This is a genomic window from Planococcus sp. A6 (assembly GCF_028823615.1).
Taxonomy (GTDB): Bacteria; Bacillota; Bacilli; order Bacillales_A; family Planococcaceae; genus Planococcus.
Map to the genome: position 1 here is coordinate 15,257 of NZ_JAPEHT010000015.1, position 24,755 is coordinate 40,011.

23 protein-coding genes and 1 pseudogene are annotated in these 24,755 nt (G+C 49.6%); 2 read left to right on the forward strand and 22 right to left on the reverse strand.

Annotated elements, in window-relative coordinates:
* Positions 1–48: 48 nt before the first annotated feature.
* Complete coding sequence (locus ON064_RS03835) at positions 49–1,281, reverse strand: methionine gamma-lyase family protein (RefSeq protein ID WP_274623694.1); 1,233 nt, start codon at positions 1,279–1,281, stop codon at positions 49–51.
* Between the two features lie 109 nt (positions 1,282–1,390).
* On the opposite strand from ON064_RS03835, the gene ON064_RS03840 reads away from it, so the two are divergent.
* Complete coding sequence (locus ON064_RS03840; protein WP_121297626.1) at positions 1,391–1,999, forward strand: trimeric intracellular cation channel family protein; 609 nt, start codon at positions 1,391–1,393, stop codon at positions 1,997–1,999.
* 32 nt (positions 2,000–2,031) lie between these two features.
* Here the strand turns inward: ON064_RS03840 and ON064_RS03845 are convergent, their stop codons facing one another.
* The 17 genes and pseudogenes from ON064_RS03845 to yfmF form a co-directional block, all read right to left on the reverse strand.
* A complete protein-coding gene (locus tag ON064_RS03845) occupies positions 2,032–2,334 on the reverse strand; it encodes a rhodanese-like domain-containing protein (protein WP_274623695.1) in 303 nt (100 codons plus the stop codon).
* Between the two features lie 40 nt (positions 2,335–2,374).
* On the reverse strand, positions 2,375–2,599 hold the full coding sequence (hfq, locus tag ON064_RS03850) for an RNA chaperone Hfq (RefSeq protein ID WP_112231553.1): 225 nt from the start codon (positions 2,597–2,599) through the stop codon (positions 2,375–2,377).
* 18 nt (positions 2,600–2,617) lie between these two features.
* Positions 2,618–3,562, reverse strand: coding sequence for a tRNA (adenosine(37)-N6)-dimethylallyltransferase MiaA (gene miaA, locus ON064_RS03855; RefSeq protein WP_274623696.1), 945 nt, complete (start codon positions 3,560–3,562; stop codon positions 2,618–2,620).
* Positions 3,555–4,475, reverse strand: a complete 921-nt coding sequence (locus tag ON064_RS03860) for an alpha/beta fold hydrolase (RefSeq protein ID WP_274623697.1) — start codon at positions 4,473–4,475, stop codon at positions 3,555–3,557. The genes miaA and ON064_RS03860 overlap by 8 nt, the downstream gene beginning before the upstream one ends.
* Positions 4,476–4,554: 79 nt before the next feature.
* Positions 4,555–6,399 carry a DNA mismatch repair endonuclease MutL gene (mutL, locus tag ON064_RS03865; RefSeq protein ID WP_274623698.1) on the reverse strand — a complete coding sequence of 615 codons (1,845 nt, stop codon included), beginning with the start codon at positions 6,397–6,399 and terminating at the stop codon, positions 4,555–4,557.
* Between the two features lie 4 nt (positions 6,400–6,403).
* A complete protein-coding gene (mutS, locus tag ON064_RS03870) occupies positions 6,404–8,929 on the reverse strand; it encodes a DNA mismatch repair protein MutS (RefSeq protein ID WP_274623699.1) in 2,526 nt (841 codons plus the stop codon).
* Between the two features lie 135 nt (positions 8,930–9,064).
* A complete protein-coding gene (locus tag ON064_RS03875; RefSeq protein WP_058380497.1) occupies positions 9,065–9,493 on the reverse strand; it encodes a YlbF/YmcA family competence regulator in 429 nt (142 codons plus the stop codon).
* A gap of 229 nt (positions 9,494–9,722) precedes the next feature.
* Complete coding sequence (locus ON064_RS03880) at positions 9,723–10,520, reverse strand: TIGR00282 family metallophosphoesterase (protein ID WP_274623700.1); 798 nt, start codon at positions 10,518–10,520, stop codon at positions 9,723–9,725.
* 68 nt (positions 10,521–10,588) lie between these two features.
* Positions 10,589–12,148, reverse strand: a complete 1,560-nt coding sequence (gene rny / locus ON064_RS03885) for a ribonuclease Y (protein ID WP_121297632.1) — start codon at positions 12,146–12,148, stop codon at positions 10,589–10,591.
* A 228-nt stretch (positions 12,149–12,376) separates the two neighbouring features.
* Positions 12,377–13,444: a recombinase RecA gene (gene recA, locus ON064_RS03890; protein WP_121297633.1), complete on the reverse strand. Its 1,068-nt coding sequence runs from the start codon at positions 13,442–13,444 to the stop codon at positions 12,377–12,379.
* A 175-nt stretch (positions 13,445–13,619) separates the two neighbouring features.
* The gene (locus tag ON064_RS03895) at positions 13,620–14,873 is read right to left on the reverse strand and encodes a competence/damage-inducible protein A (protein WP_121297634.1); all 1,254 of its coding nucleotides are present in this window, start codon (positions 14,871–14,873) and stop codon (positions 13,620–13,622) included.
* A 24-nt stretch (positions 14,874–14,897) separates the two neighbouring features.
* Entirely contained in the window at positions 14,898–15,476 is a 579-nt protein-coding gene (gene pgsA / locus ON064_RS03900) for a CDP-diacylglycerol--glycerol-3-phosphate 3-phosphatidyltransferase (RefSeq protein WP_211654416.1), read from the reverse strand.
* Positions 15,477–15,525: 49 nt separating this feature from the next.
* Positions 15,526–16,392 carry a helix-turn-helix domain-containing protein gene (locus tag ON064_RS03905; RefSeq protein WP_274623701.1) on the reverse strand — a complete coding sequence of 289 codons (867 nt, stop codon included), beginning with the start codon at positions 16,390–16,392 and terminating at the stop codon, positions 15,526–15,528.
* A 17-nt stretch (positions 16,393–16,409) separates the two neighbouring features.
* Positions 16,410–17,210: a YmfK family protein gene (locus tag ON064_RS03910; protein WP_058380490.1), complete on the reverse strand. Its 801-nt coding sequence runs from the start codon at positions 17,208–17,210 to the stop codon at positions 16,410–16,412.
* 89 nt (positions 17,211–17,299) lie between these two features.
* A complete protein-coding gene (gene ymfI / locus ON064_RS03915; protein ID WP_274623702.1) occupies positions 17,300–18,019 on the reverse strand; it encodes an elongation factor P 5-aminopentanone reductase in 720 nt (239 codons plus the stop codon).
* Complete coding sequence (gene yfmH / locus ON064_RS03920; RefSeq protein WP_274623703.1) at positions 18,016–19,317, reverse strand: EF-P 5-aminopentanol modification-associated protein YfmH; 1,302 nt, start codon at positions 19,315–19,317, stop codon at positions 18,016–18,018. The genes ymfI and yfmH overlap by 4 nt, the downstream gene beginning before the upstream one ends.
* Positions 19,310–20,543 (reverse strand): annotated as a pseudogene (gene yfmF, locus ON064_RS03925) (EF-P 5-aminopentanol modification-associated protein YfmF). Before yfmF ends, yfmH begins: the two are co-directional and overlap by 8 nt.
* A gap of 92 nt (positions 20,544–20,635) precedes the next feature.
* On the opposite strand from yfmF, the gene ON064_RS03930 reads away from it, so the two are divergent.
* Positions 20,636–20,797: a hypothetical protein gene (locus ON064_RS03930; protein ID WP_274623704.1), complete on the forward strand. Its 162-nt coding sequence runs from the start codon at positions 20,636–20,638 to the stop codon at positions 20,795–20,797.
* A gap of 15 nt (positions 20,798–20,812) precedes the next feature.
* Here the strand turns inward: ON064_RS03930 and ON064_RS03935 are convergent, their stop codons facing one another.
* The 4 genes from ON064_RS03935 to ON064_RS03950 form a co-directional block, all read right to left on the reverse strand.
* A complete protein-coding gene (locus tag ON064_RS03935; protein ID WP_121297639.1) occupies positions 20,813–21,772 on the reverse strand; it encodes an ABC transporter permease in 960 nt (319 codons plus the stop codon).
* 1 nt (position 21,773) lies between these two features.
* On the reverse strand, positions 21,774–22,823 hold the full coding sequence (locus tag ON064_RS03940; protein WP_274623705.1) for an ABC transporter permease: 1,050 nt from the start codon (positions 22,821–22,823) through the stop codon (positions 21,774–21,776).
* A complete protein-coding gene (locus ON064_RS03945; protein ID WP_274623706.1) occupies positions 22,813–24,354 on the reverse strand; it encodes an ABC transporter ATP-binding protein in 1,542 nt (513 codons plus the stop codon). Before ON064_RS03945 ends, ON064_RS03940 begins: the two co-directional genes overlap by 11 nt.
* A 167-nt stretch (positions 24,355–24,521) precedes the next feature.
* Positions 24,522–24,755: BMP family lipoprotein (locus ON064_RS03950; protein ID WP_274623707.1), on the reverse strand; the 234-nt coding region annotated here is incomplete at its 5' end.

Sequence of the window (24,755 nt, forward strand, 5' to 3'; positions counted from 1 at the left end):
ATGTTAGATTTTCTGACATGATTTTTTACAAGCTATTTTTAATAGCACTTACAGCAATTGTTCTTTCTCCAAAGCTTGCAATGCGTTGACGACCGCCAGCTTTACATGCTCATAAGTCAATCCACCCTGCACAAATGCTGTAAATGGCGCCCGAATTGGCCCATCAGCTGTCAATTCGATGCTTGCGCCTTGAACAAAGGTGCCGGCTGCCATGATGACATCGTCTTCGTATCCAGGCATATAGGCCGGTTCCGGCAGAAATTGTGCATTAACTGGAGAATTCGCTTGGATTGCGCGGCAAAACGCCACCATTTGTTCAGCCGTCTGGAACGATACCGATTGGATCAGATCTGTCCGCTCTGCACTGTAATGCGGGCTGGTTTTCATGCCGGCCGTCTCCAATAAAGCTGCAGTGAAAATCGCCCCTTTCAAGGCTTGTGACACGATATGCGGAGCCATGAAGAAACCTTGATACATGTCAGCGAGCGCATTGAGAGAAGCTCCAGCCTCCCCTCCTATACCCGGAGAGGTCATCCGGTAAGCGCATTTTTCAACAAATTTGCGTTTACCAGCGATGTACCCTCCGATTTTGGCAAGGCCGCCTCCCGGATTCTTAATTAAAGAGCCGGCTATTAAATCTGCACCTGCTTCAATTGGCTCCTCGGTTTCAACGAACTCGCCGTAGCAATTATCGACGAATATGACAGCATCCGGCTTGATGTCCCGGATTTTTTCGACCATGCCCTTGATTTCGCTGATGGTGAAAGAAGGCCGGTTATCGTAACCTCTCGAACGTTGGATCGCAACCATTTTGGTATTGTCTGCGATGGCTTGCTCAACAGCTGGCCAATCCACTTGGTGTTGTTCGTTCAGGCCTACGTGCCGGTAGGAGATAGCGAAATCCTTGAGGGAACCTGTATCTTCATCTCCGCCAGAAACAATTGAAGCAAGCGTGTCATAAGGCTCGCCTGTGATATATAGTAGTTCATCCCCTGGCCGCAAGATGCCGAACAGCGAGATGGTAATGGCGTGCGTGCCTGAGATGATCTGCGGGCGGACCAGCGCCGCTTCTGCCTTGAACACATCAGCATAAACACGCTCCAATGTGTCTCTGCCTTCGTCATCATAACCGTAGCCTGTAGATGGGTGGAAGTGATGGTCGCTCACTTTCTGCCGGTGAAAGGCTTCAAGCACTTTCTGCTGATTGTGCAAGGCGATGTCATCTGCAGCTTCTAATTGCGGTCGAATCATATCTTCTGTCTTTTTGATTAGGTTATACATAGGAATCTCCATTTCTCTTCGGTGATTGATTGCTCATTAGGCTATTTGAAAATGACTCCAATTCTGCTACAATTCATAGAGTTGTTTAAGTTAAGGAGGGCGTCGAATAATGGCTTGGGAAGTACTAAGCGCCATCGGGACCATTGCTTTCGCGGTATCCGGGGCGATCATTGCCATGGAAGAAGAATACGATATTTTCGGCGTCTATCTGCTTGGCGTCGTTACGGCATTCGGCGGCGGAGCCATCCGCAATCTATTGATTGGGGTGCCCGTATCCGCTCTATGGGAACAGGAATTCATGTTCCAATTGGCGCTCATCTCCATCACCATCGTGTTCTTGTTTCCGCATAAGACACTGGGCCACTGGAATCGCTGGGGCCATTTCTTCGATGCGATCGGCTTGTCCGCATTCGCGGTGCAAGGCGCTTTATTTGCGGTCGAATTAGGGTTGCCGGTCTATGCAGCCGTTGTGGCTGCAGTGCTGACGGGGTCAGGCGGCGGCATGGTGCGGGATCTTCTCGCAGGAAGAAAGCCTTTGGTGTTAAAGGCTGAAATATACGCTGTTTGGGCAGCCATCGCAGGATTATTGATCAGCATTGATGTCATCCGGACCGATTTTATGCTTTACGCCTTGTTTTTCGCCATTACACTGCTGAGGATCTTATCCTATACGTATAAATGGAAATTGCCAACACGAAAAATTCTCACCACATCATAAAAGCCGACCGGCAAATGCCGATCGGCTTTTTTTCATCCGTAAACAGTAACACCGCGCCATGAAGACATGCCGCCGTCGACATTGACTGAATGGAATCCATTCGACTCCAAGTATTCTGAAGCTTTCGCGCTGCGGCCGCCTGCCTGGCAGACGACATAATATTCTTTCGAGGAATCCAATTCCCCGGTGCGCTCCGGCAATTCGCCGAGCGGGATGTGCTGTGCTCCCGGAATCATACCGGCAGCCACTTCATCTTTCTCACGAACGTCGATGATGTGGAGTTCGTCTCCAGCATCCACTTTCTGGTTCAGTTCATCTGTGCTGATTGATTTCATTCGCTATTCCTCCCATTGATTATTTGCTTTATTGCATTGTTTATTCCTGATGCTCGATCGATACCGGTTTTGACGGCGAAAAAGTCGAAATGGCATGTTTGTAGATCAATTGTTGCTTGCCTTCCGTTTCCACCAGCACCGTGAAATTATCATAGGATTTGATGGTGCCTTTCAATTGGAAGCCGTTAAGCAAAAACACCGTGACGAAAATATTGTTTTTGCGCAGCTGATTTAAGTATACATCTTGGATATTAACCGGTTTCATGGAACTCCCCCTGTTTCTCTAGCGTATAGTTTTGGCCATTTGTTCAATTCGACGATTCCGGTCGCTTTCCTGCCAGAAGCGCTTAATTTCTTCCAAATTGTTTTCCGGGTCCGCTGTTGCATCCAGCCAAAGAATCGGCATCTTATTGCGAAAATAAGTAAATTGGCGCTTAGCGTATTGTCTTGAATTGCGTTTCAGTTTAACAATTGCCTCTTCCAATGGATACATGCCATCGAAATATCCATACAATTCCTTATACCCGATCGCTTTAATGGACTGAACATCACGCAACCCACTGTCATGCAAGCGCCGGACTTCATCCAGTAAGCCGGCTTCCACCATCCCGTCGACGCGGCTGTCGATGCGCTCATACAATTCGGCCCTTGGCACATCGAGGCCGATGATCAATTCATCATACATCGGCGTCCTTGCCAGACTGCCGTCTTCTTTTTCCTCGCCGCTCAATAAAATCTCTAGCGCACGCAAGACGCGCCGTGTATTGTTCGGGTGGATGTCGATGTCCGGATCCAAAGCCATTAACTTGCTGTGCATCGCCTCTGGCCCAAGGCGTTCGAGCTCAACCTGCAATGCGCGTCTGAGCTCTTCATCGACTTGCTGCTTAGAGAAGCGGTAATCGAACAGCACCGATTGGACATATAGCCCCGTCCCACCGACAATGATCGGCAGCTTGCCACGCTGTTGGATTTCTGCAATCTTCTCGCGAACCAGCGATTGGTATTCAGCAACTGAAAACGATTCGTCCGGGTCACGGATGTCGAGCAGATGATGCGAAATGCCGTCCATCTCCTCCGGCCGGATTTTGGCCGTTCCGATATCCATTCCCCGATAAACCTGCATTGAATCCCCGTTGATGATCTCTCCATTAAAACGTTTGGCAAGTTCGATGCTAAGTGCGGTCTTGCCGGAAGCGGTTGGGCCAACAATGGCGATTACTTCAACCATAATCATTTATCCAATCGATAATGACTTGCTGATACGTTTCAGCGTTCAACTCATGCAGCACTTCGTGGCGACCTTCTTCTGCCATATAGACTTTCACTTTTTCAATGCCCGCTTTCTCGAATTGGGCAGCCGCTTCGAATACGCCGCTGCCTTTCGCGCCGACCGGGTCCATCGATCCGCTGATGAACAAGACGGGAAGCTTTTTGGGAATTCGCCTGACTTCATCCATCTGGTGAATAATCTCCAAGCCTTCGAACAAGTCGACATAAAATTGGTTGGCCATTTCAAACCCACACCACGGATCCGCTTCGTATTGTGCGACAGTTTCTGTTTTGCGGCTCAACCAGGAAAACTTGGATTTTTCATCCAGAAAATCTTTATTGTAACTGCCGAAGATCAACTTCCCGAGAATCGGGTTGATCGCTGTCTTCCCTTCGATCCTGCTGAAGCTTTTCGCGGCAGCGATGCCTGCAGACAATGAAAATCCAGGATGCCCGCCGGTTCCAGACAGCACAGCACAGTCCACTTGCTTTCCATAAAGCTGCAAATAGCGCCTGGCGACAAATGATCCCATCGAATGGCCAATCAGCGTGAACGGCAGCTTGCCGATTTCTCGTTGTGCATGAACAATGGCTTCGTGTGCATCTTCAACGACGCGCAAGAAGCCCTCGTTTTCCGCAAAATATCCAGCTGCTCCATTGTGTTCCGCTGTTTTGCCGTGGCCTCTTTGGTCATGTGCCGATACTGAATACCCTTGTTGGTTCAGTGAACGGATAAAATCTTGGTAACGGCCGCTATGTTCAGCCATCCCGTGGATAATATGCACATGGCCTTTCGGATTTTCTGCCCTATGCAAGCTGCAGTAGAGTTCGTGGCCATCCGACATTCGAACGAATGAACTTGTCATGTCCATCGATTCACATCCTTTCTGTAACCTTATAATGATATATCTTCTGCCATTCCCTTAAGTACTTGCCGATAAGCCTAGGAACTCAATTCATGACCCGCTTGAACATTTTTTCGATATCGTAGGTTTTGAAATGAATGATGACCGGGCGCCCGTGGGGGCAAGTGAATGGCTGTTCTGCATTTTTCAAATCAGCCAATAAACGTTCCATGTCATGCTTTTGCAGAAAGTGATTCGCTTTGATCGATCGTTTGCAGCTCATCATGATTGCCGCATCTTCACGCAATTTCTTGATATCGACTTTGCGCTCGGCCAACACTTGTTCAATCAAGTCCTCAATGACTTCCTGTTCAAAGCCTTTCGGGAACCAAGTCGGGTATTCCCGCACAATAAACGTCGTATCGCCGAATTCCTCGAGAAACACGCCGCTTTCTTCCAAGGCATTCAATTGATCTTTCAAATGCAACGCCTCATCGCGGCTGTAATGGAAGGTTAACGGCAGAAGCAGCGACTGGCGTTCGTTCGAGTCAGTTTCGCCAACTTTTTCACGGAAAAACTCATACTTGATGCGTTCTTGAGCTGCATGTTGATCGATCAAATAAAAGCCGTCAGAGCTTTGTGCCACAATGTAAGTCCCGTGGATCTGGCCGACCACTTCCAGTTCCGGAAATTGCGGACCGTCGTCAATCGCTTGACGGCTTTCGGGTTCATCAAATGGCCCTTGCACGTCTTCTACCGGTTCCTGGGCCGGTTCAATGACCGGTTCAAGCCTTGGCTTCAGCTTGAAATCCTTGACCCGTTCTTGCAGTTTGTCCTGTTTCCAATCCATCGATGACAGGGGTTCCGGTTGATGGCGCGATGTTTCTTCAACGGGGCGCTTCCACAAATCCAATTGCCGGCTCGGCGCCTGCTTGGCCGGTTTCGGCTTCTCGATGACCGGTGCGCGAACGGCGGTCTGGATAGCTCTGCGAATCGTGTGATGGACCAGTTCGAGCAATTCCTTTTCTTTGCTCAGCCGGATTTGCTGTTTCGAAGGATGGACGTTGACATCTGTCAAATACGGGTCCCCTTTGATGTTCAAGACGACAATCGGCTGGCGCTCAAGCGGCAGGAATGTATGATACGCCTTGTGCACCGTATTGGCGATGGCATAATGCTTGACCCAGCGGCCATTGACAAACAGCGAGATGTAATTTTTATTGGCGCGCGTAATTTCAGGCAATGAAGCAAAGCCTTCAATTTGATAATCAGGCGATTCGCCTTCAAACGCGACCATCTTCTTAGCAATGGCCACTCCGTAAATATCCGCCAGCACACGGCGGATCTCTCCGCTTCCTGCAGTCTGGAGGAGTTGCTTGCCGTCATGGACCAAGCGGAATGAAATTCCCGGGTAACTGAGTGCAAAGCGGTTCATCAAATCGATCGTGTGCCCGAGTTCTGTCTGCAAGGTTTTCATATATTTCAATCTTGCCGGTGTATTGAAAAACAATTGGCCGATGCGGATATCCGTGCCTTGCCGCAAGGCCCCGGCGCGATGTTCTGTGGGCCGGCCACCTTCGATTTCCAGATAAGTGCCTGACTCACCGTCGGATGTCTGCAATGTAACTTTCGAGACAGAAGCGATACTGGCGAGTGCTTCCCCACGGAACCCAAGTGTTCGGATGCGGAACAGATCGTGTTCATTTTCAATTTTACTCGTAGCATGGCGTGAAAAGGAGAGAACGGCATCTTCTTCATCCATGCCCGCTCCGTTGTCGATGATCTGTATCGATGTCAGCCCCGCTTCTTGCAAAAGCACTTCTATAGCCGTGCTGCCGGCATCGATCGCATTTTCCACCAATTCTTTGACCACTGAAGTCGGCCGTTCGACGACTTCCCCTGCCGCGATTTTATTGGACAGCGGTTCGTCCATTAACCGGATTTTGCCCATAGGATCAGCCTCCTCCGCTTATTTTCTCCTGCAAGTCGTTGATCAGCTGCAACGCTTCAAGCGGCGTCATGCGTGAAATCGACGCATCTTTGATAGATTGCAGAACTTCTTCGTTCACCGTATCCCGTTCATCAAAAAACGATAATTGTTCTGCCTGCTGCTGCGTTTTGTGGTTATCTGCCTCGAAACTAAGCAATAATTCGCGCGCGCGGCGCAAAATTGCTTCCGGCAAATTGGCGAGTTCCGCCACATGGACGCCGTAGCTCTTATCGGCCGGCCCGCGTTTCACTTTATGCAAAAAGACGACTTTTCCGGATTGTTCCATTGCCGAGACATGGACATTGCTCAGCTTCGGCAAGGTTTCTTCCAAAGCCGTCAGTTCGTGGTAATGCGTTGAGAACAAGGTATTGGCGCCGATCTGTTCATGGATGTATTCAATCATCGACTGTGCCAACGCCATGCCGTCATAAGTGGAAGTGCCGCGGCCGATTTCATCGAATAATAACAAACTGCGTTCCGTCGCATGGGTGATGGCGTATTGCGATTCCATCATTTCGACCATGAATGTACTTTGGCCTGAGACGAGATCATCCGCAGCGCCGATGCGCGTGAAGATCTGGTCGACGATCGGCAGTTCCGCAGAAGCCGCCGGGACGTAGCTGCCGATTTGTGCCAGGACGATCGTCAAAGCGACTTGGCGCATATAAGTGCTTTTCCCCGACATGTTCGGACCAGTAATCAATAGCATATTGCCGTCGTCGCCGAGTTCACAGTCGTTCGGTACATAATGCTGTTTATTGAGCATTTTTTCGACGACTGGATGGCGGCCTTCGCGGATCGAAATTTTCCGCCCGTCGTTAAAGGCCGGTTTCGTGAAGCGGTATTTTTCCGCGACATCCGAAAAGCTGATATAGACGTCGAGTGCGCTGACTTTTGAAGCCAATTGCTGAATTCGCGAAATGTATTCCTTTACTTGCTCGCGCACACTGACGAATAATTCGTATTCCAGTGTCAGGCTCTTTTCTTCAGCCGTTAAAATCAAAGTTTCTTTTTCTTTCAATTCCGGCGTGATATAGCGCTCAGCGTTTGCCAAGGTCTGTTTTCTTTCGTATCGTTCAAGGTCCGCCAAATGCATATTGGCTTTTGAAATTTCAATATAATAGCCGAAAATCCGGTTATAGCCGATCTTCAACGATCGGATTCCAGTTTTCGCCCGTTCTTTTTGCTCGAGTTCCGCAATCCAGTCCTTGCCGTTTCGTGAAGCGTCCCGGTATTCATCCAATTGCGCGTTGAAGCCGTCACGGATGATGCCACCTTCTTTGGCCGATAGCGGCGGATTGTCGCTGATCGCTGACAGCAACTCGCAAACTTCCGGGCACGGATCCAAACCGGCGCTGAATTGCTCAAGCGAAGCGTGGCCTGAATCTGCCAGCTCACGTACGAGTTCTGGAATCTTCTCCAAGGAATTGCGCAGCTGCGCCAAATCCCGCCCGCTCGCGCTGCCGAATGCCACACGTCCAGACAAACGCTCCAAGTCATACACTTGTTTCAATAATTGTTGCAATTCCACGCGCACGAAATAGCGGTCCATTAAAGCTTCGACCATTTGCTGCCGTGCTTCGATTGCAAAGCGGTCCGCCAAGGGCTGATGCAGCCATTGCTTTAACTTGCGGCTGCCCATGGCCGTGACCGTTTCGTCCAATAGCCATAATAACGTGCCTTTATTGTCTCCGCCGCGAATGGATTCAATCAACTCCAGATTGCGTTTCGAGTAATAATCGATGCCTAGAATGCGGGCGTTTTCACGGAATGTGAAGGGCTGGATATGGCCGAGCGATTGCTTTTGGGTCGCTGCGATATAGGCAAGCAATCGCTTGCCGCACATTTCAAGCTCGCTTGGGCATTCGGCGAATAAGGCCGGTTCCGCCGTAAAAGGCGCTTCCATATGCTCGACTGATAAAATGAGTTGCTGGTCTTCTTCTGCGAGCAATAAGCGTAATTGCTCCGAGACGACCAGTTCACGGATGTGCAGCGCCTGGAGTTCGTTGAGCAATGCTTTTTCATTGCCTGCTATGTATGTGGCGGTTGATTCGCCCGTTGAGATGTCCAAATACGCCAGGCCGAAACCGCCTGCCACTTCATCGGCCGCCGCAATGAAATTATTCGCCTTGGCATCGACGCTCTTGCCTTCGGTATGGGTACCAGGTGTGATGAGGCGGACTACTTCGCGTTTGACTACGCCTTTGGTCGTTTTTGGGTCTTCCACTTGTTCGCATACCGCGACTTTATGTCCTTTTTGGATCAGCTGGTCAATATAGTTTTTCGCGGAATGGTGCGGCACCCCACACATCGGAATGCGATCTTCCCCATTGCCGCCGCGGCTCGTCAATGTGATTTCTAGCAACTGGGACGCTTTGATGGCGTCGTCGTAGAACATTTCATAAAAATCGCCCAAACGGAAAAACAGGAATGCATCCTGGTACTCTGATTTCACTTGCAAATATTGTTGGATCATTGGTGTCGGTGCCATTGTCTACCCTCTCTCATTCAATCAATTGTCCGTTTCCCCATTATAACAAACTCGCAGTCAGAAACGAAAAAACTGAAAGAGCTGGGCTCTTTCAGTTTCTATAAGATTACTGCGCAATTCGTTCCGCGCTGTGGATTATGAGCAGCTGCCGCCGCCATCGTTTCTTACTTTGGATCCTGTTTCGCCGCGCAGCAAGTCGCCGCCGGTATCTGTGATGATGTTGTTCGTCACTTGATTGGCAATCGCCGTAGAAACCATCTGCAATAGCGAGTTAACATCGCTTTGTGATTGCTTGAATTCCTGAACGATTGGTACAGCGTCGATTTCATCTTCGATTTTTTGAATTTTCTTCTCGATCAATTCAAGCGCGCGTTCTTTTCCGTAATGCTGGAAATTGACGGCTTGTTTTTGAAGGCTTTTCAAGCTTGCGATTTTTTCACGGATCTGCTGATTTTCATTGATCTGTGCTTCTGCACGTTTAAAGAAATCCACTTCTTCTGTTTCAGCGATCATGTCCGCTACTTCACGCGCTTTATCGACGATTTGTTGTTTTGTATAAGTCATTACCGTAGACACCCATTTCCTGGTCCGGTGCCGAGAGCTGGCATCAGACACTGTATTTTGATTTTCTTTATCTGTCAGAACACTTTCGCTTACGATTGTACAGTGAATTCGCTAAGCCCGACAAGAATTTCGTCTCAAGCCAGCCATTCGTCCATCTCTAACCATTATACTGAACCAATGGGGCTTGATACAAGCTGTCCGGGCAATTGTCGTTAATTCGACACCGGGATCATGCCTGGAAAGGGTAATCCTCATTGATATAAATTCTCTCGCAACTTAAAGCTTTACCCGTATTGTCGTCAATCTCCGTGAAAAATCCGCTGACGACCGAACGGCCCGATTTAGGCACTTCAAAGCGGGTCGGCATATTCGTCTTGAAACGGTATAGAACCGAGTCCTTTTTCATGCCAAGGATTTCGTCGTACGGGCCGGTCATGCCGACATCCGAAATATACGCCGTTCCGCCAGGGAGAACACGCGCATCCGCTGTTTGGACATGGGTGTGCGTCCCGACAACGACAGAAGCGCGACCATCCAAATGCCAGCCCATCGCAATCTTTTCGCTTGTCGCCTCCGCGTGGAAGTCGACGAAGACGAGCGGCGACACTTGCTTGGCTTCTTCGATCAATTCATCTGCCATCTTGAACGGATCGTCATGCGCAGGAAGGAACACTCGGCCGTGCAAATTGATGACCGACAAAGTTTTGCCGTTTTTCGTGACAGTTGCCATGCCACGTCCAGGTGCCTCTTCCGAAAAGTTCGCCGGGCGGATCAAGTAATCCACATCGTCGATAAAATCAAAAATTTCTTTTTGGTCCCACGTATGGTTGCCCATTGTCACCATATCGACCCCCATGAACAATAGATCCTGGTAAATCGATTTGGTAATGCCGCGTCCTGCAGCGGCGTTCTCGCCGTTTGCGATGACGACATCCGGTGCATATTTGCGCTTCAGCCGCGGCAAATAACTTTCGAGTGCTTCTCTCCCGATCGCCCCTACAATATCCCCGATAAATAAAACTTTCATGCAATCACCTTTCTCCATAAGAAAAAGGCTTCTTTGAATGGATATTCAACGAAGCCTTTTTCGTTTTTTTATTTTGCGTATTCAACGGCACGCGTTTCGCGGATGACCGTCACTTTGATATGTCCTGGATAATCCAGTTCTTCCTCAATGCGCTTGCGGATATCGCGTGCAAGGCGGTGAGCTGTCATATCGTCGATCTGCTCCGGGCGAACCATGATCCGGATCTCGCGGCCTGCTTGGATGGCGAACGATTTCTCGACCCCTTCGTAAGACTCTGAAATCTCTTCCAGCTTCTCAAGCCGGCGGATGTAGTTCTCGAGCGTTTCGCTTCTGGCACCTGGACGTGCTGCGGATAATGCGTCCGCAGCTGCGACGATGACCGAAATGACCGAAGTCGCTTCTGTGTCGCCGTGGTGGGAAGCGATGCTGTTGATGACGACTGGATGTTCCTTGTATTTTGTGCCGAGCTCTACACCGATCTCGACGTGGCTGCCTTCAACTTCGTGGTCGATGGCTTTACCGATATCGTGCAAGAGACCTGCGCGTCGTGCAAGTGTCACATCTTCTCCAAGCTCTGCTGCCATGAGGCCTGACAAGAACGCCACTTCCATTGAGTGTTTCAGGACGTTCTGGCCATAGCTCGTACGGTAGCGGAGTCGACCGAGTATTTTGATCAAGTCTGGATGCAAGTTATGTACACCTACGTCAAATGTGGTTTGTTCCCCAATTTCACGAATTTGTTCATCGACTTCACGTCTTGACTTCTCAACCATTTCCTCGATTCTCGCTGGATGGATGCGCCCGTCCGACACCAATTTCTCAAGTGCCAGACGCGCCGTTTCGCGGCGGATCGGATCAAATCCGGAAAGAATGACCGCTTCCGGCGTGTCATCGATAATCAAATCGATACCGGTCAAGGTTTCAAGCGTCCGGATATTGCGTCCTTCACGCCCGATGATGCGGCCTTTCATCTCGTCATTCGGCAAGTTGACCACGGAAACGGTCGTTTCCGCTACATGGTCTGCAGCAAAGCGCTGCATCGCCAGCGACAAGATGTTCTTCGCTTTTTTGTCCGATTCTTCTTTGGCACGGGCTTCCGATTCCTTGACCATGACTGCGATATCTGTCGACAATTCGTTCTCCACTTGCTCGAGAATGATGCTTTTCGCTTCTTCACGCGTCAACGATGAAATCCGTTCCATTTCGGTTTGTTGCTGCTGAACCAAATTCTCAGCTTTGCTCTCCATCTGTTCAATATGCTGTTGTTTTTCGGCAAGAGCCTGATCCTTGCGTTCAAGGCCGGCCTCACGTTTGTTTAATGCATCATCCTTGCGATCCAAATTTTCTTCTCTTTGCAACAACCGATTTTCGTGTTTCTGCATTTCCGATCGGCGTTCGCGAATTTCAGATTCAGCTTCAGTACGCAATTTATGATTTTCGTCTTTCGCTTCCAGCAAGGCTTCTTTTTTCAGCGCCTCTGCTTCCCGTTTTGCATCTTCGACGACTTGCTCTGCGGAATGTTTGGCGCCTGCCATTTTGGAATCGTTTGCCTTTTTCAATGCAAAATACCCAACAACTACACCGACGATGATACCAAGCAAAGCGAAGATGAACTCAGTAATACCCATTCGGACACCTCCTCTTGCTATTGATTTTTTACATTTTCAAAGGATGAATCAATAACTCTTTGTCTTTCATCATTCGTTTAAAAATTAGTAAATAATACAATTTTAATTGTATAGATGGACCTATGCGCTGTCAACCCTGCCAAGCCGGCGCCCCTTGCTTGTAAAAAGACTGCGAAGCATTCGCTTCGCAGTCTTGGCAGAAAGTCATTATAAAGTTCCAGGAACAGCCTATTCCTCTTCGTCAGTGAGCAAGTTAAAGTCTTCTGCTTCTTTCTTGTCACCTTTAGGAACGGATACTGAATAGGAAGCTGCGGTCATGCCGTAGTGTTCACGGACTTTGCCTGCAATTTCATTACGGATGTCTTCATGCTCGCGCATGAATTGCTTGGCATTTTCACGGCCTTGCCCAACTCGTTCGTTATTGTAGGAGTACCATGAGCCGCTCTTTTGGACGATATCGAGGTCTGCTGCAAGGTCAACGATCTCACCTTCACGCGAAATCCCTTGCCCGTACATAATATCCACTTCCGCTGTGCGGAACGGCGGAGCTACTTTGTTTTTGACGACTTTGATCTTCGTGCGGTTACCGATGATGTCGTTGCCGGACTTCAAAGCTTCTGCACGGCGGACTTCAAGACGTACGGATGAATAGAACTTCAACGCGCGGCCGCCCGGCGTGACTTCAGGGTTCCCGAACATGACGCCGACTTTTTCTCGGATTTGGTTGATAAATACAGCGATGGTGTTCGATTTGTTGATGGCGCCCGACAGTTTACGGAGAGCCTGTGACATAAGACGAGCCTGGAGCCCGACGTGTGAGTCGCCCATTTCGCCTTCGATTTCAGCTTTTGGCACAAGTGCCGCTACGGAGTCGATAACTACGATATCTACTGCGCCGCTGCGCACGAGCGCTTCTGCGATTTCAAGTGCCTGCTCGCCTGTATCCGGCTGGGATAGCAATAGCTCATCCAAGTTGACGCCGAGTGCTTTTGCATACACCGGGTCAAGGGCGTGCTCCGCATCGATAAATGCAGCCGTGCCGCCTGAAGCTTGTACTTCAGCGATGGCATGAAGTGAGACTGTTGTTTTACCTGAGCTTTCCGGCCCGTAAATCTCGATGACTCGCCCGCGCGGATATCCGCCTATGCCGAGTGCGATGTCCAGTGACAACGAACCACTTGAAACAGTTGAGACATTATGGCCTGTGCTTTCACCCAATTTCATGACAGAACCTTTACCGAATTGCTTTTCTATTTGTTTTAGCGCCATATCCAGCGCTGCTTTACGATCGCTCAAAAGAAATCCTCCTCTTATGTGAAAACCAATTTTCTAACTGATTTCAGTATACTAGTTTATTGAGAAATTTACAAGAAAAAAGCGAACGTTTATTCGTGTTCGTATTATTGTTTCACGAATTTGATCCTCGCTATCCTATCATTCCCCTGAAATGGGCATGAAAAAACACGCAAAATTAAATTTTGCGCGCGTCTTCATCTGCCAGTGTCCGTATCAAGTAATACAATGCCAGTTTCACCGCTCGTAAGCGATTCGTGTTTCTCAAGCCAGATAGTTCGAGCCGGTAAGTATGGGTACCTTGATCGCTATCGATGCCAATCCAAACCGTCCCGGCCGGCTCTTCTCCGTGAGCATCAGGACCAGCTGCGCCGGTGAGGCTCACTGCGATGTCAGTGCCGAATTTCTCCCGGGCAGCCTTTGCCATTATGGCTGCCGCTTCTTCGCTGACAACAGAGTGCTTTTCGAAAAACTCAGGTGCTATGCCGAGCTGCTGAACTTTCATTTGCTTATTATAGGCTACGACGCCCCCATTCAATACAGCACTCGCCCCTGTAACGGATGCGAGTTCTGACTGGAACAATCCTGCCGTCAGGCTTTCTGCTGCCGAAATGGTTTTGCCTTGCTGCTTCAACAGGTCGATTGCTTTCGAAGCGAGCGAATCGTCATCATAGCCATATAAGTATTGGCCGACGCGCTCCAAGATTTCTTCTTTTGCACCGTCGATCAATTTCCATGCCTCATCCGTGGTGTCCGTTTTTGCCGTGATGCGCAGCGTGACTTCGCCGGCGGATGCCAGCGGTGCAATCGTCGGGTTGGTCTGTTTGTCCAAGATATCCTGCAGGCGGTCTTCGATTTCCGCTTCCCCGATGCCATAAAACCGCAAGACATGCGATAGGATGATATTTTCTTCATTTAGCATCCGCACCAATTTCGGTTTTGCCTCGAATTGGAACATCGGCTCTAATTCATGCGGCGGGCCTGGCAACAACATATACATATGATCGCCGTTTTGATACATCATTCCCGGCGCCATGCCATTCTCGTTGACGAGCACTTCGCTGCCCTCAAGGACAAGAGCTTGTTTTTTATTGTTTTCAGTCATCGGCCTCCCTGCCCGTTCGAAAAAGGCAGCGATCGATACCATTGCATCATCATCCATTGATAAGGTTGTGCCTAGATGGTTGGCAATGGTCTGTTTGGTCAAATCGTCTTTCGTCGGCCCGAGCCCTCCAGAGAAGATGATCAGGTCTGCACGCGATTCCGCGACAGCGATCGTTTCTTTCAAGCGCTCGGGGTTGTCTCCTACTACCGTATGGTAATAGACATTGATCCCGATTTCAGCGAGATGCCCGGAAATGAAGCGGGCATTCGTATTGGTAATCTGGCCGAGCAGGAGCTCCGAACCAACTGCGATAATTTCAGCGTTCATAGCAACCTTCCTTTCATGTGGCGCTTATTTGGATGTCATAAGCCCTTTGCGGTTGGCATAGAAATAATCCCATCCGGACCATACCGTAAACAGCAAAGCGATATAAAGCATGATCTCGCCGAATGGAATGCCGACCAAGGCGAAGAGCATATTGTAAAGCAATAGCGAAATGATCGCGAATAATTGTGTGACGGTCTTGATTTTGCCCAAGTTGCCGGCTGCCACGACTTCCCCTTCACCAGCTAGCACTAAGCGCAGGCCTGTGACGGCGAATTCGCGGCTGATGATGACGATGACGACCCATGCCGGCGCGAAGCCAAGTTCGACCAGAATGATCAATGCCGCAGAGACGAGAAGTTTATCGGCAAGCGGATCCAAGAATTTGCCGAAAGTCGTGACTAAATTGTATTTGCGTGCATAATAGCCATCGACCCAGTCGGTAGCGGATGCGAAAATGAAGATCAATGCACCGATGAAATGCGCAACCGGCAGTGTTGCACCCAGAAGCGTCATCTCTCCCCAGCCGAAATCGATAAGCATGAAAGCCATGAAAATCGGGATGAGCAAGATGCGTGAAATGGTAATTTGGTTTGGAATATTCATTTGTTTTTCTCCTTTCAATCCTTGCAGAAAAATAGCCATCGGGTGATGGCTATTCAGCATCATCAAAACGGATGACGATGTTTTGTGGTTTTCGCTCTTGTTCATACGGCACCGTTTCGCCGTTCAATTCGATTGACAACATCGAGTAATCCCCGACGCGCATAAAGATTTCCGTTTCATCAGACACATCAACGGCTTCCGTTTCTCCTGCCTCGAAAACGCGGGCGAGGCTCAGTAGTTCCACGCCGCCTTCATTCAAGACGGTCAGCCATGATGCCCCATCTGCCGTGAATTCAAGCTCCCGGTCAGCCGGTCCAGAGAACGTATAAGTCGTCGTTTCGCCCGAGACGCTCTCAAGTTCCAATTGAGCTTGTGGCTCTTCAGGTTCCGGTTGTTCTTCCGGTTCATCAGCGGGAGCTTCTTGTTCCTCGGCCGCTTCCGGCTGTTGTTCAGGTTGTTCAGCCGGTGCCTCGTATTCCACATCGCCCCCGCCTTCTTCTACCTGTTGCACATCGTTTCCCGACGTACTGAGCAGATAGAAATACCAAATGACCAATAGTATGAAAACGATAAATAATGCTACCAACACCTTCGGCATAGATTCTGCGACGGGGCCGGAGCTGCGTTTTTTCTTCTCGGGCCTGCGCGTCAAATGCTCTGCAGGAACGGCTTCCGGTGCATCTTCCGGCAATTCGTTTTTGTGCTCCATCAACAGCGAATCGCCATCCAAGCCGACCGCTTGCGCGTAGCGCTTGATAAATGCACGCACATAAAAGCCGCCGGGGATGGCCGAATAATCCCCTGTCTCGATGCCTTCCAAATGATGCTTTTGGATTTTCGTCCGCTCATTGAGCTGTTCAAGGCTTAAGCCTTGCTCCAGCCTTGCCTGTTTCAGCTTCGTGCCCAGTTGTCCCATCGTCATCACCTGCCTGGTTAAAAATTGAAACCGTCGCCGAACATATCCATCTGGTCTTTATTGTCCATAAACGTGTTTTTCTCCAATACTTCATACGTGATCTTTTCTTCGGGATGATGGCGCAATTCGATAATGTAATCGAAATCGTCGATGCTGTACTCGGAATGCTCAACGAATTTATCGGGATGCTCAACCACTTTGATGGTCGGCATACGCATCATCTCCCTCACGAGCTGCAGATGGCGCTCATCGGCTGAACGCCTTGTGACGATGCCGTCCAAGATAAAAATATTATTGTCGTTGTGTTCATCGCCCATTAATTGGTTGCGGACGGTTTGCTTGATCATCGTGGACGACAGGAATATCCATTTCTTGTTGGCGCTGACGCTTGCGGCGACGATCGACTCGGTCTTGCCAACACGCGGCATGCCCCGCAGCCCGACCAGTTTATGGCCTTCCTGTTTGAAGATTTCTGCCATGAAATCGACGAGCAGCCCGAGTTCATCCCGCACGAAGCGGAAAGTTTTGCGGTCGTCTGCATCGCGCTGGATATACCGGCCATGGCGCACCGCGAGAATGTCCCGTAATTTCGGTTCGCGGAATTTCGTCACCGCTATGGTTTCAATTGTCGAGAGGATCTGTTCAAAGCGTTCTATCTGCACGTCATGCTCTGCACGCAGCAGCATGCCGCGGCGCCCTTGGTCTACGCCGTTGATGGTAACAATATTGACGCGCAGCATGCCGAGAAGCGATGCAATGTCCCCGAGCAGGCCCGGGCGGTTGACTTGGATTTCATACTCAAAATACCATTCTTTCATGCTTCACTCTCCCTCCCATACATGTGTCATCCTATGGTCCATTGCCTTTATGATAGCCTAGATTAACAATGATGAAAAGCTGGCGTACGCTAGATCAACCAGCCGCCATTGACACGGATTGTCTGTCCGGTAATATAATCCGCCTTGCCACTGGCTAAAAACGCAACCGCATGGGCGATATCTTCTGGTGAACCAGCCCCAAGCGGAATTTCTTCTTCGAGCTCCAGCCAGCCTTCATCTGTCAACCCGGCATTCATTTTCGTGCGGATCAACCCGGGCGATACGGCATTGACGCGTGTGCCGGACGGCGCCATCTCTTTGGCATAGGCTTTCGTGAATGCGAGCTGTGCGCCTTTTACGGCCGAATAAGCCGTTTCCATCGAAGCCCCCGTTTCGCCCCAAATCGATGCAATGAAAATGACATAGGACTTTTCATGCCTCCTGAAATAAGGCGACAACAGCCGCACCGTCTCGATCGGATTCTTTACATGGACGCGCCATAAAGCATCCTGGTCGGCGCTGCTGGTGTCCTGCAATAGGCTTGACAGCGCGTGGCCGCTCGCACAGACGACGCACGAGCTGTCGAACACTTGGTTTGCGACTTGCTCGGCGCCGCCGTCTTGCGTGAAATCGCCCTGTACCGGAATAAATTCCTGCTGCGGGTAGCGCACGCTGAGTTCCTGCGCAAACGCTTCAAGGGCGGTTGAATGGTAATGAAGATAAAGCGACCAGCCTTCCTCCGCCATCTGCCGGGCGATCGCGCCACCGATGTCTCCCGATGCTCCGAGGATCAGAGCGAATCGCTTCACGCCTGTTCTTTCTCCGGTGATTTGATCGTGAAGACCGATTGCTGGCTTTCTGCACTGACTAAGGCGAACGCTTCCTGCAAGTCGGCCACTTCAATTTGTTCAAGCACCGGCACGACATCGAAAAGGTTCATGCCGTTGAACGCATATTGTGTAAATTGGTTGGCGATGTATTCCGGTGAATTTAGGGCGCGCATGAAAAACCCGATTTTCTTGCGTCGCACGCGGTCCAGGTCTTCTTGACCGAACGGCCATTTTTCCACTGCCTGATGAATTGTTTTTTTGACTTCTTGCGCAAACTTCTCAGGATGATTCGTGTCCGTACCAATCAGTGCATAACCGAATCCGCTTTCCAACGAATAGTCGAATGAATACGATTCATCGATCCAGCCATTTTCGTAAGCTTCATGGTAGAAATTCGAAGTTCTACCAAACAATAATTCGTAAGCGAGCTGCGCGGACAATTCATGCTTGAGCATTTCCGGGCCGTGCAAATCAAGCCGCTCCGGTTTGAGTCCGACAAAGACTTTCGGTTTTTGGACCACCATTTCCAATGTGCGTTCCTTGACCGCCGCTTCTTTTGGCTCATCCGGGAAAATGCGCTCAATCGGTGCAGGCGCATCGAATGTTTTCGCCGCCTGGTTGTCTTTGACGAATTGCATCATGCTTTCAGGCTCAACGTTTCCGACGATGAACAGCGTCATATTCGACGGATGGTAGAACGTATGGTAGCACGTGTAGAGATGTTCCGCCGTGATGTGCTGAATCGACTCAACCGTCCCTGCGATATCGATTTTGACGGGATGGTTCTTGTATAGATTCTCGATCATGCCAAAATACAGGCGCCAATCTGGCTGGTCGTCATACATGGTGATTTCCTGTGCAATGATGCCTTTTTCCTTTTCTACCGTCTGCTCGGTGAAATATGGGCTTTGGACAAAATCCAACAAGGTGGTGACGTTTTCCTGGATGCGCCCTGTCGCGGAAAAGAGATACGCCGTCCGTGTGAATGAGGTGAACGCATTGGCGGAAGCACCGTTTTTGCTGAACTCCTGAAAAATATCACCTTCTTCTTTTTCGAACATTTTATGCTCGAGGAAGTGAGCGATGCCATCCGGCACTTGAATCGCTTGTTTTTCACCGAGCGGTACGAAATGGTTATCGATCGAGCCGTATTTTGTCGTGAACGTGGCGTAGGTTTTCGAAAAACCGCGTTTTGGCAAGATGTAAACCGTCAAGCCATTTGGCAGTTGTTCCTGATAAAGTGTTTCTTCGAGTTGATTGAATTCCATTTTATTCATCACTTGCTTCCTCCTTGCCAGACAAGAAATACGTCATTTGCAAACTCATATTGTTTGCTGCCTGCGCAATCTGCTCTTTTGTCACGCTTTCCCATCTTTCGATCAAATAGGCAGGTTCAAAGTCTTCCGAAAGTTCCATGTATTGATCGTAAATATCGATTTGGCCTCTTGCCGAATCGAGCGCTTCTTTTAACTGGTTGGTAAGCAATGCTTTCGTCTGCTCCAACTCGGTATCGGTAATATGCCCTTGTTTGATTTCGTCCAATTGGCCAAGGATGAGCGAAACGGCTTTTTCTTCCAGCTTGCGGTCGATCCCGGCAAGGACGAACATCAAGCCGAACTGCGATGCATAAGAACTCGAGACGTAATAAGCCATGCTTTCCTTCTCACGGATATTGGCGAACAATTTTGAGTGCGCGTAGCCGCCAAAAACGCCGTTCATCAATTGCATGACCGGGAAATCCTCATCGCGGAAGGTGACCGGCGTGAAGAACATCATATGCAACTTCCCTTGTTTCATGTCCTCATATTCCAGCACGCGGGACTGTTCAGGCGGCTGTAAAATGGAAATAATCGCGGATATGCGAAGAGATCAATTCCGGTGAAACGTCCCCCACCACATAAATCTCCACTTCGTTATTTTCCAGCATATGATGATATGCAGCGACAAGCGATTCATTCGTCACTTGCTTGACTTGATCAATCGATCCGTTCGAAGTGATCGAAGCTGGATGGCCGGGAAGCCCGAGTTCCATCATGCGCTGCTGTGCATAGCGGGTTTTGTCATCAAATACCGATTCGATGCGCTGGACGATGGATTCCTGTTCGCGCTTGAAGATGCTCTCCTTGAACAGGCCATTCTCGAAATTCGGCTTGAACAGGACGATATACATCAAATTCATCACTTTTTCAAGAACGCCTTCATCCGATAGATATTGGTCGTTGACAGTTTCGACATTCAAATTGACGATATGGTCGTCTCCGCGTTTGGTGGAATCTATGTATAAGGAAGTTCCGTATAAATCATCAAGCACCATGCGCAGTGCTGTATGGGATGGGTACATTTCGTTGCTGTGCTGCAAAACATTCGCCAGGATTGCGCGCTCGGAAGCATTTTTCACGGTGAGCCGGTCCTTGAAGCGGATCGAGAAATTAATGGTCTTGAATTGCGTCGTTTCATGTACGTGGACATGGACGCCTTGTGCAATCTTCTTTGTTTCAAACATGTTGGATCCCCTCTCGTGATTCTTACACTAACTATACCGGACTTTTTCCTTTAAATGCAATGAAACCGGAGGAAACAGCTGGAAAAAAGCAGGTGAATATCAAGCGCCTGCCCGATTATGCGATTTCCGTGCAAATCTTGGCTTCCTGCGCTTTGTTTAATGAAGGGTTTTTACAAATCGCCTATGGCCGTTGCTTGATTTTCTCCATAAAAAAACTGGCGGGGAACTCCCCGCCAGTTGCTTTTTCCCGCTGATTCGCGGTGTTGTTTTTAACGCTGACCTTTGATATACGGTTTGCCGTTCGCTTTCGGCGCATTGGCGCGGCCGATAAAGCCAGCCAGTGCGAAGATCGTCAAGACATACGGCAAGATCAACAGGAAGACGTTCGGAATTTCCTGGATGTATGGAATCGAAGAACCGACGATGCTCAAGGATTGTGCGAAGCCGAAGAACAAAGCTGCGCCCATCGCACCGAGTGGATGCCATTTCCCGAAGATCATCGCAGCCAGTGCCATGAACCCTTGGCCGTTAATTGTCGCATGACCGAAGTCCCCAGTAATCGTCTGCGCGTAGATTGCGCCGCCGATTCCCGCAAGAGCGCCGGAAATCATGACCGCAACATAGCGCATTCTCGCGACGTTGATCCCCATCGTATCAGCTGCCATCGGATGCTCCCCGACTGCACGCAAACGCAAGCCGAACGGCGTCTTATAGATGACGAACCAAGCGAGAAATGCAACGCCGATCGCGAAGAAGGACGTATTGTAAACCGACGTGAAGAATAATGGGCCGATAACAGGAATCTCAGATAACACCGGCACGTTATAGCGTGCAAAGCGTTCGCTGATGAAATCCGTCTGGCCTTTATCGAAAATGCTCTTAACCAAGTAAAGCGCAAGTGCAATCGCCAATAAGTTGATGGCAACCCCTGAAACGACTTGGTCTGCGCGGAATGAAATCGATGCGACGGCGTGTAGCAGCGACAATAAAAGCGCTGCGACCATCGCGGCAATCAATGCCAGCCAAGGCGTCATTCCGCCGAATGTATCCGCGAACAGCAAGTTGAACAATATCCCGACAAATGCACCGATGACCATCAAGCCTTCAAGGCCGATGTTGACGACGCCCGAGCGTTCAGAGAACACTCCGCCGATTGCGACAAGAATAAGCGGTGCTGCGTAGAAAATTGCCGAAGGGACGATGAAATATAGGATTTCCAAAAAGCTCATATCACTTCGCCTCCTTCTTTTTGCCGGCCGCTCGGAGCAGCAGCAAACGAATGATATAGCCGGATGCTACAAAGAAGATGATCACGGCGATGACAATTTCAACAATCTCAATCGGAATGCCTGCAGCATTCGGCATGTTGAGTGCGCCGTATTTCAAGGAACCGAATAACGTGGCCCCAAAAACGACACCAAGCGGCGTGTTCATCCCAAGAAGCGCAACGGCGATGCCGTCAAAGCCGATTCCGGTGAAACCGCCTTTGGACGAAACATACTCAAACGTCCCGAGCGCTTCCATCGCGCCTGCAAGACCGGCAAATGCACCGGAAATGACCATAGCCATAATGATGTTTTTATTGACATTCATCCCTGCATATTCAGAAGCGTGCTGGTTAAAGCCGACCGCTTTCAGCTCGAAGCCGAGCGTCGTCTTCTCAAGGATAAACCACATAACGGCGACCATGATTAGTGCCAGCAATAAGCCCAAGTGCAAACGGGAAAATTCCGTCAAGTTCTCCAGGAATTCAGAACGAAGGGAAGCACTGGCGAAAATGCGCTCTGTGCGGTCTCCCCCTTCGGATACCGTTCGGATCAAAGCATTGGTAACGTGAAGGGCAATATAGTTCATCATGATGGTGACGATAACTTCGTGTACGCGGAACTTGGCTTTCAATAGTCCCGGAACAAAGCCCCATAATGCCCCGGCTACAGCCGCTGCCAAAATCGCCAGCGGCAAATGAATGATTTTCGGCAGTTCAACCGCTACGCCGACATAAGCTGCAGCGAACCAGCCGACGATCAATTGCCCTTCGACCCCGATGTTAAAGAGCCCTGAGCGGAAAGCAAATGCCACGGCTAAACCAGCCAATAGATAAGGTGTAATTTGGCGAAGCGTTTCGCCGATTGTGTAAAGGTCTCCAAATATACCGTTCCATAATGCGGCATAGCCTTCAATCGGGCTATAGCCGCTGACGAGCATGATGATTGCGCCTACGATCAGGCCGAGCACGACGGAAACGATCGGGACCAGCAAGTTTGTCGCTCTATTCGACACGGTGCTTCCCGCCTTTCTTGTCTTTGTCCGCATGTCCTGCCATGAGAAGACCCAGTTGTTGTTCAGTCGTTTCTTCCGGAATGACCACATCTACGATCTCACCGTCATGGATGACGGCGATGCGGTCTGAGACGTTCATGACTTCATCCAGCTCGAAGGAAATCAATAGGACCGCTTTGCCGTTATCGCGCTGTTCGATCAAGCGGCTATGGATAAATTCGATAGCCCCTACGTCCAAACCGCGCGTCGGGAGCGCTGCAATGAGCAGATCTGGATTGCGGTCGACTTCACGGCCGATAATCGCTTTTTGCTGGTTCCCCCCAGACAAAGCGCGTGCCGGCTCATGCGGGCCTTGCGTCCGGACATCGAAATCCTTGATGATTTGCTGGGCTTTTTCTGTAATTTTGTTATAGTCCATGATTCCCGACTTCGAGATCGGCGCAGTATAGTACGTTTGCAGCGCAATATTATGGCCGATCGGGAAATCAAGTACCAAGCCGTGCTTATGGCGGTCTTGTGGAATATGGCCGACGCCGGATTCAGTCACTTTCCTTGGCTTCATGCCGGTTACGTCCTTGCCATGAATCAGCACTTTGCCACTTTTGACTTTGCGCAGTCCGGTAATCGCTTCGATTAATTCCGATTGGCCGTTGCCATCGATTCCCGCAATTCCGACAATTTCACCTTTGCGGACAGTAAGATTCAAATTCTTTACCTTGGCGATGCCACGGTAGTCTTCGACGACAAGGTCTTGAACGGTCAAGGTTTCCTCTGTCGGGTGTGCCGGGCCTTTTTCGGTCTTGAATGTCACTTGGCGACCGACCATCAAAGCAGCCAATTCGTTCGGGTTCGTTTCCGCCGTGGTGACGGTGCCGATCCCTTGGCCTTTACGGATGACCGTGACGCGGTCTGAGACGTCCATGATCTCTTTCAATTTATGGGTGATGAGAATGATCGATTTGCCTTCAGCGATCAAACGTTTCATGATCTGGATCAATTCCGTAATTTCCTGCGGTGTGAGCGAAGCTGTCGGCTCGTCGAAAATCAGGATTTCCGCACCACGGTAAAGTGTTTTCAAAATTTCCACCCGTTGCTGCATGCCAACTGAGATGTCTTCGATGATGGCGTATGGATCGACATTCAATCCATATTGCTCCGATAACTTCGCCACTTTCTGAGCGGCATCTTTTTTGTTCGTCACGCCCATCTTTGTCGGCTCGCTGCCGAGAATGATGTTTTCGGTGACGCTAAAATTCTCGACCAGCATAAAGTGTTGATGCACCATGCCGATTCCGAGATCGTTTGCTACGTTCGGGTTGGAAATGTCCACTTTCTTCCCTCTGACGCGGATTTCCCCGCCTTCTGGTTGATACAATCCAAACAAGACGTTCATCAAGGTGGATTTCCCTGCCCCGTTCTCACCGAGCAGTGCATGAATTTCCCCTTTTTCAAGCTGCAGGGTGATATTGTCGTTGGCGACAAAGTTCCCGAACTCTTTGCGGATATTCAGCATTTCAATAACATATTCCACGGTTCTCACTCCCTCGGAGACTGGTTAGTTCTTTGTTTAAATGAATTAATACATGAAAGGCTTCTTTTGTCAGAAACCTTTCATCTATTAATCTTTCGAAAAATAGACGAAAAAAAATCATAAAGACCGGATACCCGGTCTTTATGATGACCGTATTTGACTACAGCTTATTCAGAGACTGTTTCAGGAACTTCGATTTCTCCTGAAATCACTTTCTCTTTGTATTCTTCAATCTGGCTCATGACATCTTCTGGAATCGCGCCGCGTGAATCCGCAAGAGCTACCCCTTCATCAGACAAGCCGTAAGTGATAGTTTCCCCGCCTGGGAATTCACCGTTCATTGCTTGTTCTGAGATGTCGATAACTGCATTGTCAACGCGTTTCAATACAGAAGTCAAAGT